At 73.5% G+C, this 14,662-nt stretch carries 13 protein-coding genes; 5 read left to right on the forward strand and 8 right to left on the reverse strand.

All coding sequences use genetic code 11. The features are described 5' to 3' along the window. Positions 1 to 34 precede the first annotated feature (34 nt). On the reverse strand, positions 35 to 3,616 hold the full coding sequence (locus tag IF02_RS0112530) for an AfsR/SARP family transcriptional regulator (RefSeq protein WP_051696167.1): 3,582 nt from the start codon (positions 3,614 to 3,616) through the stop codon (positions 35 to 37). Between IF02_RS0112530 and IF02_RS0112535 the strand changes: the two genes are divergently transcribed. Then, positions 3,615 to 4,412 carry a site-2 protease family protein gene (locus tag IF02_RS0112535; protein WP_030156287.1) on the forward strand — a complete coding sequence of 266 codons (798 nt, stop codon included), beginning with the start codon at positions 3,615 to 3,617 and terminating at the stop codon, positions 4,410 to 4,412. The two genes, IF02_RS0112530 and IF02_RS0112535, sit on opposite strands and share 2 nt — an antisense overlap. Positions 4,413 to 4,425: 13 nt before the next feature. Here IF02_RS0112535 and IF02_RS0112540 read toward each other — a convergent pair whose 3' ends face one another. Beyond that, positions 4,426 to 4,611 (reverse strand): hypothetical protein, encoded by a 186-nt coding sequence (locus IF02_RS0112540; RefSeq protein WP_030156289.1) that lies wholly within the window; start codon positions 4,609 to 4,611, stop codon positions 4,426 to 4,428. Between the two features lie 232 nt (positions 4,612 to 4,843). On the opposite strand from IF02_RS0112540, the gene IF02_RS0112545 reads away from it, so the two are divergent. Beyond that, positions 4,844 to 6,877 (forward strand): TerD family protein, encoded by a 2,034-nt coding sequence (locus IF02_RS0112545; protein WP_030156290.1) that lies wholly within the window; start codon positions 4,844 to 4,846, stop codon positions 6,875 to 6,877. Positions 6,878 to 6,931: 54 nt separating this feature from the next. Here the strand turns inward: IF02_RS0112545 and npdG are convergent, their stop codons facing one another. Continuing rightward, on the reverse strand, positions 6,932 to 7,660 hold the full coding sequence (gene npdG / locus IF02_RS0112550; RefSeq protein WP_030156291.1) for an NADPH-dependent F420 reductase: 729 nt from the start codon (positions 7,658 to 7,660) through the stop codon (positions 6,932 to 6,934). Between the two features lie 113 nt (positions 7,661 to 7,773). Here npdG and IF02_RS0112555 point away from each other — a divergent pair, with 113 nt between their 5' ends. Beyond that, a complete protein-coding gene (locus IF02_RS0112555; RefSeq protein ID WP_030156292.1) occupies positions 7,774 to 8,379 on the forward strand; it encodes a hypothetical protein in 606 nt (201 codons plus the stop codon). A 99-nt stretch (positions 8,380 to 8,478) separates the two neighbouring features. Here IF02_RS0112555 and IF02_RS0112560 read toward each other — a convergent pair whose 3' ends face one another. After that, the gene (locus IF02_RS0112560; RefSeq protein WP_030156293.1) at positions 8,479 to 8,718 is read right to left on the reverse strand and encodes a hypothetical protein; all 240 of its coding nucleotides are present in this window, start codon (positions 8,716 to 8,718) and stop codon (positions 8,479 to 8,481) included. A 72-nt stretch (positions 8,719 to 8,790) separates the two neighbouring features. Here IF02_RS0112560 and map point away from each other — a divergent pair, with 72 nt between their 5' ends. Beyond that, positions 8,791 to 9,648 (forward strand): type I methionyl aminopeptidase, encoded by an 858-nt coding sequence (map, locus tag IF02_RS0112565; RefSeq protein WP_030156294.1) that lies wholly within the window; start codon positions 8,791 to 8,793, stop codon positions 9,646 to 9,648. A gap of 168 nt (positions 9,649 to 9,816) precedes the next feature. Beyond that, the gene (locus IF02_RS0112570) at positions 9,817 to 10,464 is read left to right on the forward strand and encodes a heme oxygenase (biliverdin-producing) (RefSeq protein WP_030156296.1); all 648 of its coding nucleotides are present in this window, start codon (positions 9,817 to 9,819) and stop codon (positions 10,462 to 10,464) included. A gap of 104 nt (positions 10,465 to 10,568) precedes the next feature. On the opposite strand, the gene IF02_RS0112575 is transcribed toward IF02_RS0112570, so the two are convergent. The 4 genes from IF02_RS0112575 to IF02_RS0112590 all read right to left on the reverse strand — a co-directional run bounded on the left by IF02_RS0112575 (position 10,569) and on the right by IF02_RS0112590 (position 14,657). Next, complete coding sequence (locus tag IF02_RS0112575; RefSeq protein ID WP_030156298.1) at positions 10,569 to 10,928, reverse strand: hypothetical protein; 360 nt, start codon at positions 10,926 to 10,928, stop codon at positions 10,569 to 10,571. Positions 10,929 to 10,994: 66 nt separating this feature from the next. After that, positions 10,995 to 11,666 (reverse strand): PhzF family phenazine biosynthesis protein, encoded by a 672-nt coding sequence (locus IF02_RS0112580; protein WP_030156300.1) that lies wholly within the window; start codon positions 11,664 to 11,666, stop codon positions 10,995 to 10,997. Between the two features lie 19 nt (positions 11,667 to 11,685). Next, positions 11,686 to 13,149 (reverse strand): HtaA domain-containing protein, encoded by a 1,464-nt coding sequence (locus tag IF02_RS0112585; RefSeq protein ID WP_030156301.1) that lies wholly within the window; start codon positions 13,147 to 13,149, stop codon positions 11,686 to 11,688. 65 nt (positions 13,150 to 13,214) lie between these two features. Continuing rightward, a complete protein-coding gene (locus tag IF02_RS0112590) occupies positions 13,215 to 14,657 on the reverse strand; it encodes an HtaA domain-containing protein (protein ID WP_030156303.1) in 1,443 nt (480 codons plus the stop codon). Between the last annotated feature and the right edge of the window lie 5 nt (positions 14,658 to 14,662).

The raw sequence follows: 14,662 nt of genomic DNA on the forward strand, positions 1-14,662 counted from the left end.
TCGCGTCCCGGACGGACCCCGCACGGGGGCCGGGTCAGATGAGGGCGGTGGCTTCCTCCAGGGTGAGGCCGCCGCCTTCGGCGTACGCCGACGCGTACGCGGCCTCGCCGAGCGCGGCCCGCGTCAGCTTCTCGGCGCGGGCCGCGTCCTCGCGTTCCGTGCTGACCGGGAAGTGCTGGGCCGGCAGGTGGGCCCGGTAGGCGCCGAGCAGCCGCGCGGCGTCGTACGCGTGCCGCCCGCCGCCGAGGCCGACGTGCGAGACGGCCGCCGTCAGCAGGTACACGGCGGGCATCTGCGGGGCGACCATGAGGGCGAGGGTGTCCCGGGCGGTGCCCATGGCCTTCCGGAGGTGGGCGAGGGCGTCCGCGTACGCGCCGCACTGGTTGTCCAGCCAGGCCATCGTGCCGAGCAGGAACCCGTCGAAGATGGCGAAGGCGCCGAGCGCGAACTCCTCGCGCAGCATCCGGAGCTGCCGGCGGGCCTCGGTGATGCGGCCGGTGCGGCCGTAGACGCCCGCGAGGAACATCCGGGCGGCCGGCAGGGCCTCGTTGCCGTAGGTGAGCGGGGTCTCCAGGATCCCGGTGAGGATCTCCTCGGCCTCGACGAGTTCACCGTTCTCGACGAGGGCCCCGGCCATCCGCACGCGCAGGACCGTGACCTGGGACAGGGCGCCGAGCCGCTCGGCGTGCTCGATCGCGGACCGGAAGTCCTGCGTCGCCGCCGCGTACTCGCCCCGCTTCTCGCGGGCTTCGGCGCGGGCGGACAGGGCCTCGGCGCAGCCCCAGTCGTCGCCCAGCGACTCGAAGAGGGCGTGGCTCTCGTCGGCGTCGCGGGTGGCGTCCCCGGACCAGTCGGCCCGGTTGGCCAGCACGTTGGCCCGTACCTGGAGGGCGGCGGCCAGCTCCCAGCGGTAGTCCAGCTCCCGGGCGGTGTCGACGGTGGCGTCGAGGACCTGCCGGAGCAGGGCGGGGTCGCCGGCGATCATCACGGCGTAGATCCACAGGCCGCCGGGGGTCCGGCAGGTCTGCGGCAGGCCGGGACGGTAGGCGGCGACGACCTGCTCGATCTGGTCCCGGATCTCGGGCGCGTTCCAGCTCTCGTTGGTCTGGTCGCGGGAGGCGAGCTGGATCAGCCGGATGCCGCGCCAGGCCTCGGTGAGCAGTTCCCCGGCGTACGGCGGGGGCGTGTCCACGAGCTGTGCGTACACCGGCTCTGCGGGGGCGACGGGCGCGCGGAAGGGGTCGGGGATGAGCGCGCCGGCGGCGTTGGACCAGTGCCGGGACTCGGTGCGCAGGTCGTGCATCGACCAGTACCAGGCGAGGGAGTGGACGAGGCAGAGCACCTCGTCGGTGTCGCGGGCGGCGATGGCACGGCGCAGCGCGGTACGGAGGTTCTCGTACTCGGTGGCGAACCGCTCGGTGGCCTTGCGCTGGCGGCGGCCGCGCAGCAGCGGCTCGGTGGTGCGGGCGAGTTCGCGGTAGTACGTGAGGTGGCGGCGCTCGGTGGCGGCGCGGTCCCCGGCGGCCTCGCCGAGCCGCTCGGCGGCGTACTCGGCGACGGTCTCCAGCAGCCGGTAGCGCATTTCGGCGCCGTCGGGGCCGGGGGCGGCGACGACGAGGGACTTGTCGACGAGGGAGCCGAGGAGGTCCAGGACGTCGGGGGCGCCGGGGGCGGCGGGGTCGGCGCAGACGGCTTCGGCGGCGGCCACGTCGCAGCCGCCGGCGAAGACGGACAGGCGGCGCAGGACGGCGCGTTCGGACGCGTCGAGCAGGTCCCAGGACCAGTCGACGACGGCGCGCAGGGTCTGCTGGCGGGGCAGGTGGGTACGGGCGCCGCCGGTCAGGAGCCGGAAGCGGTCGTCGAGCCGGTCGGCGATCTGGCGCGGGGTGAGCAGCCGCAGCCGGGCCGCGGCCAGCTCGATGGCGAGCGGCAGCCCGTCGAGGCGGCGGCAGATCTCGGCAGCGGCCTCGGGGTCGTCGTCGGTGCGGAACCCCGGCCGGGCGGCGGCCCCCCGGTCTCCCAGGAGCCGGAGCGCCACGGGGTCGGGCAGCGGCTCCACCGGGCGCAGGAACTCTCCCGGCACACCGAGGGGTTCGCGGCTGGTGGCCAGGATCCGGACGCCGGGACAGCGGGCGAGGAGCTCCTCGGCGAGCTCGGCGGAGGCGCCGATGACGTGCTCGCAGTTGTCCAGGATCAGCAGCATCCGCCGCCGGGCGCAGTGCTCCGCGAGCCGGTCGAGGGGCTGGTCCCCGGCGCGGTCGGTCAGCGCCCGCAGCTCCTCGGCGGCGCCGCCGCGCAGCTTGGTCTCGCGTGCACCGAGCGCGGTGAGGGCGGCCTCGGCGACGTCCTCGGGGTCGTCCACGGGGGCCAGCTCCACGAACCACACCCCGTCGGGCCAGGCCTGGGCGGCGTGCTCGGCGGCCTCTTGGGACAGCCGTGTCTTGCCGGCTCCGCCGGGCCCGAGCAGGGTGACGAGCCGCGCGCGCCCGAGATCCGCGCCGATGACCCGGATGTCCCCCTCGCGCCCCACGAAGCTGGTCACCCGCGCCCGCAGATTCCCCGCGCGGGCAACCCCGACCCCGACCGCCGGCTGCGGCCCACCGTCCGCCGAGGCCGGCCGCGCGGGCGCGCCGGAAGCCGGAGGGACGTCCGCGTCCTGCCCCTGCCCCGGCTGCTCTGGATGCCAGCCCGGGGCGGCGCCCGGCGACCCGGCCGAGCCGGAGCCCGAGGCCGACTGCCCGGGGGCGCCCGGTCCGGAGGCCGGGGCCCGCCCCGGCTGCGCCGGATGCCCACCGGAGGCGCTGCCCTGCCCGGGGGCGGCCGGGTCGGGGTGCGGGGTCAGGAGTTGGGCGTGGAGGGTGCGCAGGGCCGGGCCCGGGTCCGTGCCCAGGCGGGCGGCCAGGTCCTGCCGGACGGCTTCGTAGGCGGCCAGCGCCTCCGCCGGGCGGCCCGTGTCCCGCAGGGCCCGGATCCGCAGGGCCTGGAGCGGCTCGTCCAGCGGGCGCTCCCCGCACAGGACGGTCAGCTCCGGCAGGGCCCGCTCGGCCTGGCCCAGCGCCAGGGCCGCCGCGAGCCGGCCCCGGCGCGCGTCCAGACGTACGGCCTCCCAGCGGGCGGACTCGGCCGCCGCGTCCGGCAGGTCGGCCAGCGCCGGACCGCGCCACAGCCCCAGGGCCTCCTCGTACAGGGCGGCCGCCTCGGCCGGGTCCTGCGCCGCCGCGCCCGCCCGGGCGAGCCGCTCGAAGCGGTACAGGTCGACGTCCTCGCCCGCCGCGACCAGCAGGTACCCGCCCTCCACCGAACGCACCGCCCCGTGCCCCAGCGCCCTGCGCAGCCGGCCCACCAGCGCCTGGAGCGCGGCCGGCGCATCCGCCGGGCGGTCGCCGTCCCACACCTGCTCCACCAGCAGGTGCACCGGCACGGCCCGCCCCGGGCGCAGCGCGAGCGCGGTCAGCAGCGCCCGCAGGCGCGCTCCGCCGACGGCGACGGGGCTCCCGTCGTCGCGGCTGGCCTGGGCAGTGCCGAGAATCGCGTAACGCACCGGCCCATTGTCGCTGGCCCGGGGCCCGGCCCCGTACTCCTTTTGGCCCCCTGCGCGGGGTAGGTTTCGCCGCATGGGTCATCAGGGCAGCCGCAGCGAGCGGCAGATCAGTTCCGTATTCCTCGGCATCTTCGCCGTCATGGCGGTCACCGGTTGGGCCGTGTGGACGGGTTACTCGACGAGCACCGGGCTCGCCGTGTTCCTCTTCGTCACCTCGGCCTGGATCGTCTCCCTCTGCCTGCACGAGTACGCGCACGCCCGCACGGCCCTGCACAGCGGCGACCTCTCGGTCGGGGCCAAGGGCTACCTGACGCTGAACCCCCTGAAGTACACGCACGCGCTGCTCAGCATCGTCCTGCCGGTGATCTTCGTGATCATGGGCGGACTGGGCCTGCCCGGCGGCGCGGTGTACATCGAGCGCGACCGGATCCGGGGCCGCTGGAAGCACAGCCTCATCTCGGCGGCGGGCCCGCTGACCAACGTGGCCTTCGCGATAGTCTGCACGGCGCCGTTCTGGCTGAACGCCCTCGACGGGGTCCCGATGGCGTTCCGCTTCGCGCTCGCCTTCCTCGCGCTGCTCCAGGTATCGGCGGCCATCTTGAACTTCCTGCCGGTGCCGGGCCTGGACGGCTACGGGATCATCGAGCCCTGGCTCTCGTACCGGATCCGCCGCGAGGTGGCGCCGCTGGCGCCGTTCGGACTGATCGCCGTGTTCGCGCTGCTGTGGATCCCGGAGGTCAACGGGTTCTTCTTCGACGCGGTGCGCAACCTGCTGTCCACGCTGGGCGTGTCCGACCTGGAGACCTTCTGCGGCCGCGACCTCTACCGCTTCTGGCAGGACACGAACGGCTTCTGCGCGGCCCCGCAGTAGGCCCTGGCAGGCCCTATCCCGCGGAGCGCGCGGCCTTCTCCGCCTTCGCCTTGCGCAGGTAGTACCAGGCCATGTTCGACGTGAGCCCGGCCAGCAGCACCCACACGATCCCCACGAAGCTGCCCTCCACGAAGGCGACCACGGCCGCGGCCACGGACAGCACGCAGACGACGATGGCGAACACGGCAAGGCGGGGCATGGGGAACAGCTCCTCGGCAACACGGAACGGGGTCGAACCCCACCAGTGTCCCCCATGCCCCGCAGTGCTCCCGTAAAGCCGCCCCACGAGCCCCGCACTCCGCTTCCGCCCCGTTTTCGCCGTTTCCCGATCTTCCGCGCGGCACGCCGCTACGGTTCGCCGGATACGGAAGAACGACAGTCCGGCCTGCACGGTCCGCCACGGCCGAAGCCGGGCGACTGGGGGGATGGACATGCAGGAGATCTCAAAGGGCGCGAACGTCAGCCTGACGGCCCTCAGCGAAGACGCCGGGGCCGTGGTGGTGAGCCTGAGCTGGAGCAGCGTGTCGGGGGCCGGCGACGCCGACGTCTCGGTGCTCCTCGTCGACGCGGACGGCAAGGTCCGCAGCGAGAACGACTTCTACTTCTACAACAACCCGGCGGCCGCCGACGGAAGCGTGCAGCTGCTGGGGAAGACGCCGACCGGGAGCGGGGACGAGGACCGCATCGGCGTCGACCTCACCGCCGTGCCCGCGGGGGTGGAGCGGATCGTGGTGGCGGCCAGCCAGTACGGGGGCGCCCGGTTCGGCGACCTGGACGACCTGCGGATGACGGTCGCGGACCGGTCCGGCGAACCGCTGGTCGGGTTCTCCATCCACGACGCGAGCGTGGAGACCGCGTTCATCTTCGGTGAGCTGTACCGGCGCGGCGAGGAGTGGAAGTTCCGCGCGGTCGGGCAGGGCTACGAGACGGGGCTGGCCGGTCTGGCCACCGATTTCGGCATCGCCGTCAGCGAGGAGGCGGAGGAGGCCGAAGAGGCCCAAGAGGCCGAGGGCCCGGGCGGGGCCGCCGACGCCGTCACCATGGATAAGGCGCCCGGCGCGGAACCCGAGCCGGTCGCCCCGGCCCCGGCCCCGGCGCCGGCCCCGGCCCCAGACGAGCCCGTCGCCGTGCCCGCCCAGACCCGCGGCCGGGGCCCCCGTACGACCAAGAAGAAGGTCACCCTGCCCAAGGTGGCCAAGAGCTCGCTCGCCGAGAACGACTCCTGGCGCCCGGCCCGGCTGTTCCCCGTGCCGACGCTGAAGAGCGACAAGGAGCGGGAGGTGCGCGCCACCTCGGTGCTGCTGTCCGTCATGGCGCAAGTGCCGGAGTTCGGCCGCCGCCTCACCGCCGCGTTCGGCGCCCCCGCGGGCCGCATGCAGACCTTCACCGAGGTGTCCCTCCCCCACGGCGACACCCCGCGCCGCCCGGACGGCGTGATCCGCGTGGAGCGCGCCGGGAAGCTCTGGACGGCCCTGGTCGAGACGAAGACGAACGGCAACCCGCTCAAGCCCGAGCAGGTGCAGCAGTACATGGACATCGCCGCCCGCCGCGGCTACGAGGCCGTGATCACGCTCTCCAACGACGTCGCCCTCGAAGGCACGGCCATGGTGGACGTCAAGATCGACGGCCGGCGCAAGCACAAGGTCAGCCTCTGGCACCTGTCCTGGGCCGAGGTGGCCCACCAGGCCCAGATGCTGATCCGCCACGAGGGCGTGGGCAACGCCGCGCACGCCTGGCTGCTCCAGGAGCTGCTGGAGTACCTCCAGCACGAGCAGTCGGGCTGCCACGGATTCCAGAACATGGGCGCCGCCTGGGTGCCCGTACGCAAGGGGATCGAGGACGAGACCCTCGCCTGCGACGACGCGCGCGCCGTCGAGGTCGTCGAGAGCTGGGAGCGGCTGATCCGCCAGGTCTGCCTGCGCCTGGGCGGAGAGCTCGGGCAGAAGGCGCTCCCGGTCCAGCGCGTGCGGCGCGGCAGCGATCCCCAGGCGCGCCGCACGGCCGCGGCGCAGAAGCTCTGCCAGGACGGGCGGCTCACGGCGGAGCTGCGCATCGACGGGACGAACAGCGTCATCGCGGTGACCGCCGATCTGCGGACGGGCAAGGTCCGCACCTGCGTGGACGTCCCGGCGCCGGAGGGCTCGTACCCGCTGACCACGGTGAAGCGGCTGGTGCGGCTGCTGGCCGAGGCGCCCGCGGACCTGCACGTGGAGAGCCTCGTCGAGGGCGGCAACGGGCCGCGCGGCACCCTGGAGCGGCTGCGCCCCGAGCCGGGCGACCTGCTGCCCAAGGGCGGCGCCGCCCTCACCGGGTTCCGGCTGTCGCTGATCAAGGGCATGGGCAACACCCGCGGCAATACGGAGTCCGGTTTCATCCGCAGCGTCGACGAGGCCGTGGACCGCTTCCACCAGGGGGTCGTGGCGCATCTGGGCCCCCTGGAGGCGCGCGCCGACCGCCGGGCCTGACACCGGCCGAGGGGCCGCTGCGCCCGTCGGGGCGCAGCGGTACCCCTCGGCGGATCAGACGTCCGTGACGCGCAGGCCGGTGTGGGCCTTGTAGCGGCGGTTGGTGGAGATGAGGTTGGCCACCAGGGACTCGACCTGGTGGGCGTTGCGCAGACGGCCCGCGAAGACCCCGCGCATGCCCGGGATACGGGCGGCCAGCGCCTGGACGATGTCCGTGTCGGCGCGGGATTCGCCGAGGACCATCACGTCGGTGTCGATCTCCTCGACCGACTCGTCCTGGAGCAGGACCGCCGAGAGGTGGTGGAAGGCCGCCGTCACGCGGGAGTCGGGGAGCAGGGCCGCGGCCTGCTGGGCCGCGCTGCCCTCTTCGACACGGAGGGCGTACGCGCCCTGCTTGTCGAAGCCCAGCGGGTTGACGCAGTCCACCACGAGCTTGCCCGCGAGGTCCTCGCGCAGGGCTTCGAGGGTCTTGGCGTGGCCCTCCCACGGCACGGCGATGATCACGATGTCGCTGCGGCGCGCGCACTCGGCGTTGTCCGCGCCCTCCACGCCGAGGCCCAGCTCGTCGGCGGCGCTCTGCGCGCGCTCGGCGGCACGGGAGCCGATGATCACCTTCTGGCCGGCCCGGGCGAGCCGGTAGGCCAGGCCCCGGCCCTGGTCACCGGTGCCGCCGAGGACGCCGACGACGAGGCCGGAGACGTCCGGCAGGTCCCACGGGTCCTTGGCGGGCGCCTTCGCCGCGGCCTGGGCGGGCGGATTCTGAGTGCTGTCTGTGGAGGTCATGGGGGCGAGGGTAATGCCGTGATCCCGAGAGGCGAACGGCCGCGAACCTGCGCCGTCGGGCGAACCGGGGCGAAGTGCTCCCCTAGGTCCCTTTCCTGCGGCAGGATGCCGATATGGACGCCGTGAGGGTCGCGCTGCTGCGCGAGGTGCTCGCCGGTACGCAGTGGCCCGGCGCCGCGCGCCGCTTCGCCGGATCGCTGCGGCACTCGGTCGTGCCGGCCGGCGGGAACCTGCTGCTGGTGGGGACCGAGCAGTACGAGCCCTGGCATCTTGCGGCGCACCTGGTGGACGAGGCCGCCTGGTCCGGGCTGCCGGAGCTGGCGCCCACGCTCGTACGGCACCGGGTGCGGCCCGGGCAGCCGGCGCACCTGTCGGTGGGGCTGGGCCGGCTGGAGGCGGCCCGGCGCGGGCACACGCTGCTGGTGGTGGCCCCGGAGCAGCCCGGGACGGAGCTGCTGGAGCGGGTGCACGACGCCCGGCGCGCGGGGGCGACCGTACTGTCGCTGCACGGCGGGGACCCGGATCTCGCCGCGCTCGCGCACGACGCCCTGTCGGTACGGGAGGGCGCCGGCGAGCTGGACCTGGACACGGTGCAGCACCTGGTCAGTGCGGCGGCCGGGGAGAACAGCCTGCCGGTGCAGCGCGGGCCGCGGCGGCTGCGGGACCGGCTGGCGCGGCTGGCCGACCAGCTGACCGCGCCGCCGCCCAGCCCCTGGTAGGCCGCGAGGCCCGGTAGCCCGGAGGCCCGGTAGCCCGGAGGCCCGGAGGCGCCGTGGCCCTACAGCCGTACCGCCCTACAGCCGTACCGCCCTACGGCCCTACGGCGCGCTCGTACCCTCGCCCTCTTCGCGGGACTTGTCGTTCCACTTGGGGTCGTTCTGCCATTCGAGGTTGCGCTCCTGCGCGGTCTCCATGGCGTGGGCCGCCTCCTCCGGCGTGGAGTACGGGCCGAAACGGTCCTTCGCCGGGCACTCCGGGCCTTCCTCTACCTTGTGATGGACCAGGCAGTAGTACCATTCGCCGGGTTTGCCCACCTGGCGCTTCTTGAACAGGGCCATCGTCCTCGGGCTCCTCTCGATACCACTCTCTGCCGCCATGCTGCCCCATCCCCGCTGGATACACTCGCTTGCATGTCTGGCCAGTCGCTGCTCGTACCAGGCGAGCTCTCTCCCGCCCGTTCCGTTCCCGGAAACATCCGCCGGCCCGAGTACGTGGGCAAGCCCGCGCCCACTCCGTACACCGGACCGGAGGTGCAGTCCGCCGCGACCATCGAGGCCATGCGCATCGCCGGCCGGATCGCCGCACAGGCGATGGAAGAGGCCGCCAAGCTGATCGCCCCGGGGGTGACCACCGACGAGCTGGACCGGGTCGCGCACGAGTACATGTGCGACCACGGCGCCTACCCGTCGACGCTGGGCTACCGGGGCTTCCCGAAGTCCCTGTGCTCCTCGGTGAACGAGGTCATCTGCCACGGCATCCCCGACTCCACCGTCCTGCGCGACGGCGACATCGTGAACCTCGACGTCACCGCGTTCATCGGCGGAGTGCACGGCGACAACAACGCCACGTACCTGTGCGGGGAGGTGGACGAGGAGTCGCGGCTGCTGGTGGAGCGCACCCGCGAGGCCCTGAACCGGGCCGTCAAGGCCGTCAAGCCGGGCCGCCAGATCAACGTGATCGGCCGGGTCATCGAGTCGTACGCGAAGCGCTTCGGCTACGGCGTGGTCCGGGACTTCACCGGGCACGGCATCAACTCGTCCTTCCACTCCGGCCTGATCATCCCGCACTACGACAGCCCGCACGCCACGACCGTCATCGAGCCCGGGATGACCTTCACCATCGAGCCGATGCTGACCCTGGGCACGCACGAGTACGACATGTGGGCGGACGGCTGGACCGTCGTCACGAAGGACCGGAAGCGCACCGCGCAGTTCGAGCACACACTGGTGGTGACGGACACGGGCGCCGAGATCCTCACCCTTCCGTAGCGGCTCACCGGAAAAGCTCTCCCCAAAAACCGTCCGGGGGAGTTTTACCGACAAGGCGTCGGGAAGACATTGACTTAGGTAACCCTAAGCGCGAGGATCGGGCGTGGCGGCGGTGCCGTCACGCCCGCCGGGCTCCGTTGTTCCTCGCCCCGTCTTCGGAGGATTGTCTTGGACGCCTTCTCTACGGTCATCCGTGTCGCGTCGCACGAGCAGCACACCGAGGCAGAGACCTCGACGTTCATGAGCGACCTGCTCGGCGGCCGTCTCGGGGTGGACGCGTACGCGCGCTACACCGAGCAGCTGTGGTTCGTGTACCGGGCCCTGGAGGACGCGGCCGAGTCCCTGAGGGACGATCCGGTGGCGGGCCCGTTCATACGGCCCGAGCTGATGCGCGTGGCCGAGATCGAGCGGGACCTGGCCCACCTGCGCGGCCCGTCGTGGCGCGAGACGCTGGTCGCGCTGCCCGCGACCGAGGCCTATGCGGACCGCGTGGCGCAGTGCGCGGCCACTTGGCCCGGCGGGTACGTCGCCCACCACTACACCCGCTACCTGGGCGACCTCTCGGGCGGCCAGATCATCCGCGACAAGGCGGAGCGGACCTGGGGCTTCACGCGCAAGGGCGACGGCGTGCGGTTCTACGTCTTCGCGGACATCTCCAACCCCGCCGCCTTCAAGCGGACCTACCGCGAGCTGCTGGACGCGATCGCCGCGGACGACCTGGAGAAGCAGCGCATCATCGACGAGTGCAAGCGCGCCTTCGACTTCAACGGCGCGGTCTTCCGGGAGCTGGGCGCGGAGTTCCCGCTGAGCGCCTGACGCTCCCCCGTACGGACGACACCCCCGCCGCCGCTCGGTGCCGGGGGTGTCGCGGCTGCCCCGCCACGCGCCCGCCGCACCCCGCGCCGCCACACCCCGCGCGGTCAGTCGCCGTGGATGAGCCAGAAGGCCAGGGCGACGCAGATGAACACGACGTCGATGACCTTGGCGCAGACGAGGGCGAGTCCGACGCCGATGCTGCCCGCCACGATGCGGTTCGTACGCTGCGCCGGGGTCCGGGGCCGCCGCCAGGTGAGGGCTGCCAGGCCCAGCGGGATCAGGTACGGGAACGAGCACCACAGCGGGTAGCGCGGCAGGTAGGAGGTCGCGTAGCTCAGGCCGCCGGCCGCCAGCGTCAGCGCGGTGAAGAGCGCGGGGACCAGCAGCCACGGCTGCGGCGGGGCGGGCGGCGGGGCGTCCGGCGCGGCATTCGGCGGCCGGACGGCACTCGGTGGCGTGTTCATGCGGCCATGGAACCGCGGTACGGCATCCCGCCCCCAGCGCGTACGTACTCAATCGCGGGTGCGTACCTACTCAGTTCGCGGCGGCGGCAGCTTCGCGAAGCGGACGCGGCCGCCGATCTCGACGGTGCCGTCCGGGCCGGGCGCGGTGAGGATCTGGGAGCCCGCGCCCTGGGTGATGTTCAGGGCCCGGTTCAGCTCGGCGGTCAGCAGGATCGCGGCCGATCCTGTGGCCTCGTCCTCGGCGATGACCCCGTCGGGGCGGCGCGGGAAGCCGCGGGCCCTGATGCGGCCGGCGGTCTCGTCCTCCCAGGCCCAGGCGTACAGCCAGCCCTCGCCGGGCGGCGGCGCGGGCAGCGCGTCGACCTCGGCGGGGCTGGCGTACTGCTCGGTGCGCTTGCCCTCGACCCACTCGGGGAGGGCCGTGATCCACGTGAACTCCCCGTCGTCACGCGCCCATACGGAGCCGGCCGGCGGCTGGAGCTCCTCGATGTCCAGCAGCCAGGCGACCCCGACCAGCGGATGTCCCGCGAAGGACATCCGCGTGCCGGGGGTGCGGATGTCGACGACCCCGCGCTCGGGGTCGTCGACGAACACCGTCTCGCTGTAGCCGAGTTCGGCGGCCAGCGCCTGCCGCGACGCGTCGTCGGGGCAGGTCCGGCCGTCACGGACGACGCCGAGCAGGTTGCCGTGCCGTCCGTCGCCCGCGCAGAAGACCTTGAGCACATCGAGATCGTTCACGCGGAAATTGAAACACGGTTCAGATCCGTACCGCGCGACGCCTGCGGGCGAGGAAGACGGCGCCGGCACCCGCCGCGACGACCGCGCCGGAGGTGGCGAGCAGGGCTCCGGCCGGGACTTCGGCGCCGGTGCTGGCGAGGTTGCCGCCGACACTGCCGCCCCCGCCCACGGTGCCACCCGTCCCGCCGGTCCCGCCGGTGGTGGACGTGGGGGCGGTGGTGGGCGCCGCGGTGGGGACGACCACGTCCTTGTCGACGGAGACCGAGAGGGTGACGGGGTCGGTCGGCTTGCCCTCGGCGTAGTCCGGGCTCGGGGCGCCGATGGCGGCCGCGCCCTCGGCGGTGAAGGCGGCCGGGACGGCGTTCAGGGTGAGCAGGCCGCCCGAGGTCCGGTACTCGGCCTTCGACAGGTCGAGCGTGGCGAAGGGCACGTTCACCTTGGTGGCGGTGGGCGACTTGACGTCCAGGACGAGGGTGCCCTTCTTGCCCTCGGCGTTGATGCGGACGTTCGCGAAGGTCATGTCGACGCCGTGGTCGGCCCGCTGGAAGCGCAGGTTGCCCGCGAAGGTGGCGCTCAGCTTCTGCTTCTTGACGTCGAGCTCGCCCTTGCCGAGGGCGAAGGCGAAGGTGTCGCCGCTCGCGACGGCCCCGTCGGCCGGGGTGACCGAGCCGCCGCCCTTCACCACGTACGAGCGGAAACCTTCCTTCACGCCCCAGGTGAGCCGGCCGCCGAGGAGCTGCTGCGGGCCGTCGGCGGCGGGGGAGCTCGCGCCCTGGGAGGGGCTCGCGGAGTTCGACGGGCTCGACGAGCCCGACGGGGATGGGGAGGCGGAGGCCGACGGCGACGGGCTCACGGACTGGGACGGGGAGGGGGAGGGGGACGGCTGCCCGAACTCCAGGGCGGCCGTGAGCGGGTCGCCGGCCAGGCCGACGTACTTGTCCGAACCCAGCTGCGCCGCCGCCTCCTTGGTGAGGGTGGTGCCGAGCTTCTCCATGGACTGCCCGCCGAAGGCCACGTCGGCCATGGGGACGGCCGGCGTGAGGGTGCCGTTCTTGGTGACGTCGGCGGTCAGCTTCTTCGTGCCCGTGTCGAAGCGGACGTTGGCGAGGGTCAGCTTGAAGCCGTGCGCGGGTGCGTCGAAGGTGACGCTCCCCTTGAAGGCGGCGGTCACGATGTGCCCGCCGTCCTTGTCGTACTGGCCGGTCGCCGAGCTGAAGCGGAAGGTGCCGTCGGCGTTCAGGGTGGCCCCGTCCGCCGGGGTGATCGTGCCCTTCGCGATGTTCAGGACGTACGAGCGGTAGCTCGCCAGGACTCCCCAGTCGAGGGTGCCGTTCACGATCGGCATCGGCGCGGAGGCGACGGCCGCGGAGGCCTGCCCGCCGCCCACCGCCGTGGCGGGCAGGACGAAGGCGGTGGCGCCGAGCGCGGCTGCGGTGGCGACGGCAGCCGCGAGGGCGAGCGAACGGCGGTGGGACGACGACATGACGAGGGCCTCCTGAAAGGCGACGGGGGTGACGGTCGGGGACGGAGAGGAGGTGCGGGAGGGGGTCAGGGCTGCGGCATCGGCGCGTCGGTGGCATCCGCGGCATCCGCGGCGCGCTTGCGGCGCAGGACGAGGAAGACGGCGCCCGCGGCCAGGACCAGGACGGCCACGCCGAAGGCGGCGTACAGCCCGGTGTGCGAGGACTCCTCGGCCTTCGCGGCCGGCGCGGGCGAGGAGGCGGACGGCGACGGCGCGCCGGGCGGGGCCGTCGAGCCCAGGTCGGGCAGGGCCGGCAGCTTCGCGGTGGCGTCGAGCGCGATGGAGAGCGAGACGGGGTCCATCTCGGTGCCGGCCGCGTACAGAGAAGAAATGTCCGTGGATCCGAAGGCCTGCGAGCCGCCCTCGGTGAGGGTGGCGGGGGCTTCGGTGAGGGTGGCGAGCGCGCCCTCGGTCTTCAGCCCCTTGGCGTCGAACTCGACGAGCGCGACCGCGCTCTTCGTCTCGGAGCCCGTGGTGACGTCGGCGGACAGGACGCCCTTGCCGTTCTCCACCTTGACGCTCAGCTTGCCGAGCTTCAGGTCCAGATGGGCGCCGGTGAAGTGGACCGTGCCCGCGAAGGCGGCGTCAAGGGTGCCCTTCCGGCCGTCGTACGCGCCCTTGCCCTGCGGGAAGCGGAACAGGGCGCCGCCGTCCTGGGCCCCCTCGGAAAGGGTCCACTTGCCCTGGCCGACGGAACCGGTGACGTACTCGCGGAACGTACGCCGCACGCCCCAGTCGACGGCGGCGTCGGCGAACGCCCCCTGGGGGACCTGCGGGTCCTGCGAGGGCTGCGCCGGGGTGCTCGCGGACGGCACGGACGACGAGGGCTCGGCGGCCGGGGCCAGGACGTCGGCGGAGAGCGAGACGGGGTCGAGCTGCGCGCCCGCCGAGTAGTAGCCGGCGAAGGCCTTGGCGCCCTGGTCGGTGAGGGTGGCCGGGATGTTGGTCAGGGCGACGGGACTGCCGCCGCCCTTCATGTCGACCCCGCCGAGGCCGAGGGTGGCGAAGGGCACCTGGGTCTGGGTGGTGACCGCGCCGGTGTCCTTGGCCTTGCCGGAGACGTCCGCGTAGAGGGTGCCGCGGCCGCCGCTGATCTTGACGGTGGGGCGGCTGACCGTCAGGTCCAGCTCGTACGTGCCGTCCGGCTTCCGGTGGCCCTGGAAGCTGACGCCGCCGCTGAAGGCCGCCTCGAAAACGCCGGAGTCCGGATCGTAGGAGCCGGTGGCCGAGTGGAAGCGGAACAGGCTGCCGCCGACCGTGGCGGCTCCGTTCTTCAGCTTGAAAGCACCTTTCGCGACGGGACCGGTGACATAACTCTGGAAAGACGATTTGATGCCCCAATCCAGCCGGCCCCCTTGTACGGTGCGGCCGGCCGCATGAGCGGCCGTGGCTGGGAGCAGGGCGCCCAGCAAGGCCGCCAGGGTTGCCAACAGGGCGACTGCCGACGCGCGGGCGGGTCTTGCAGGCATGGTTG

The sequence above is a fragment of the Streptomyces sp. NRRL S-244 genome (assembly GCF_000717915.1).
GTDB lineage: Bacteria > Actinomycetota > Actinomycetes > Streptomycetales > Streptomycetaceae > Streptomyces.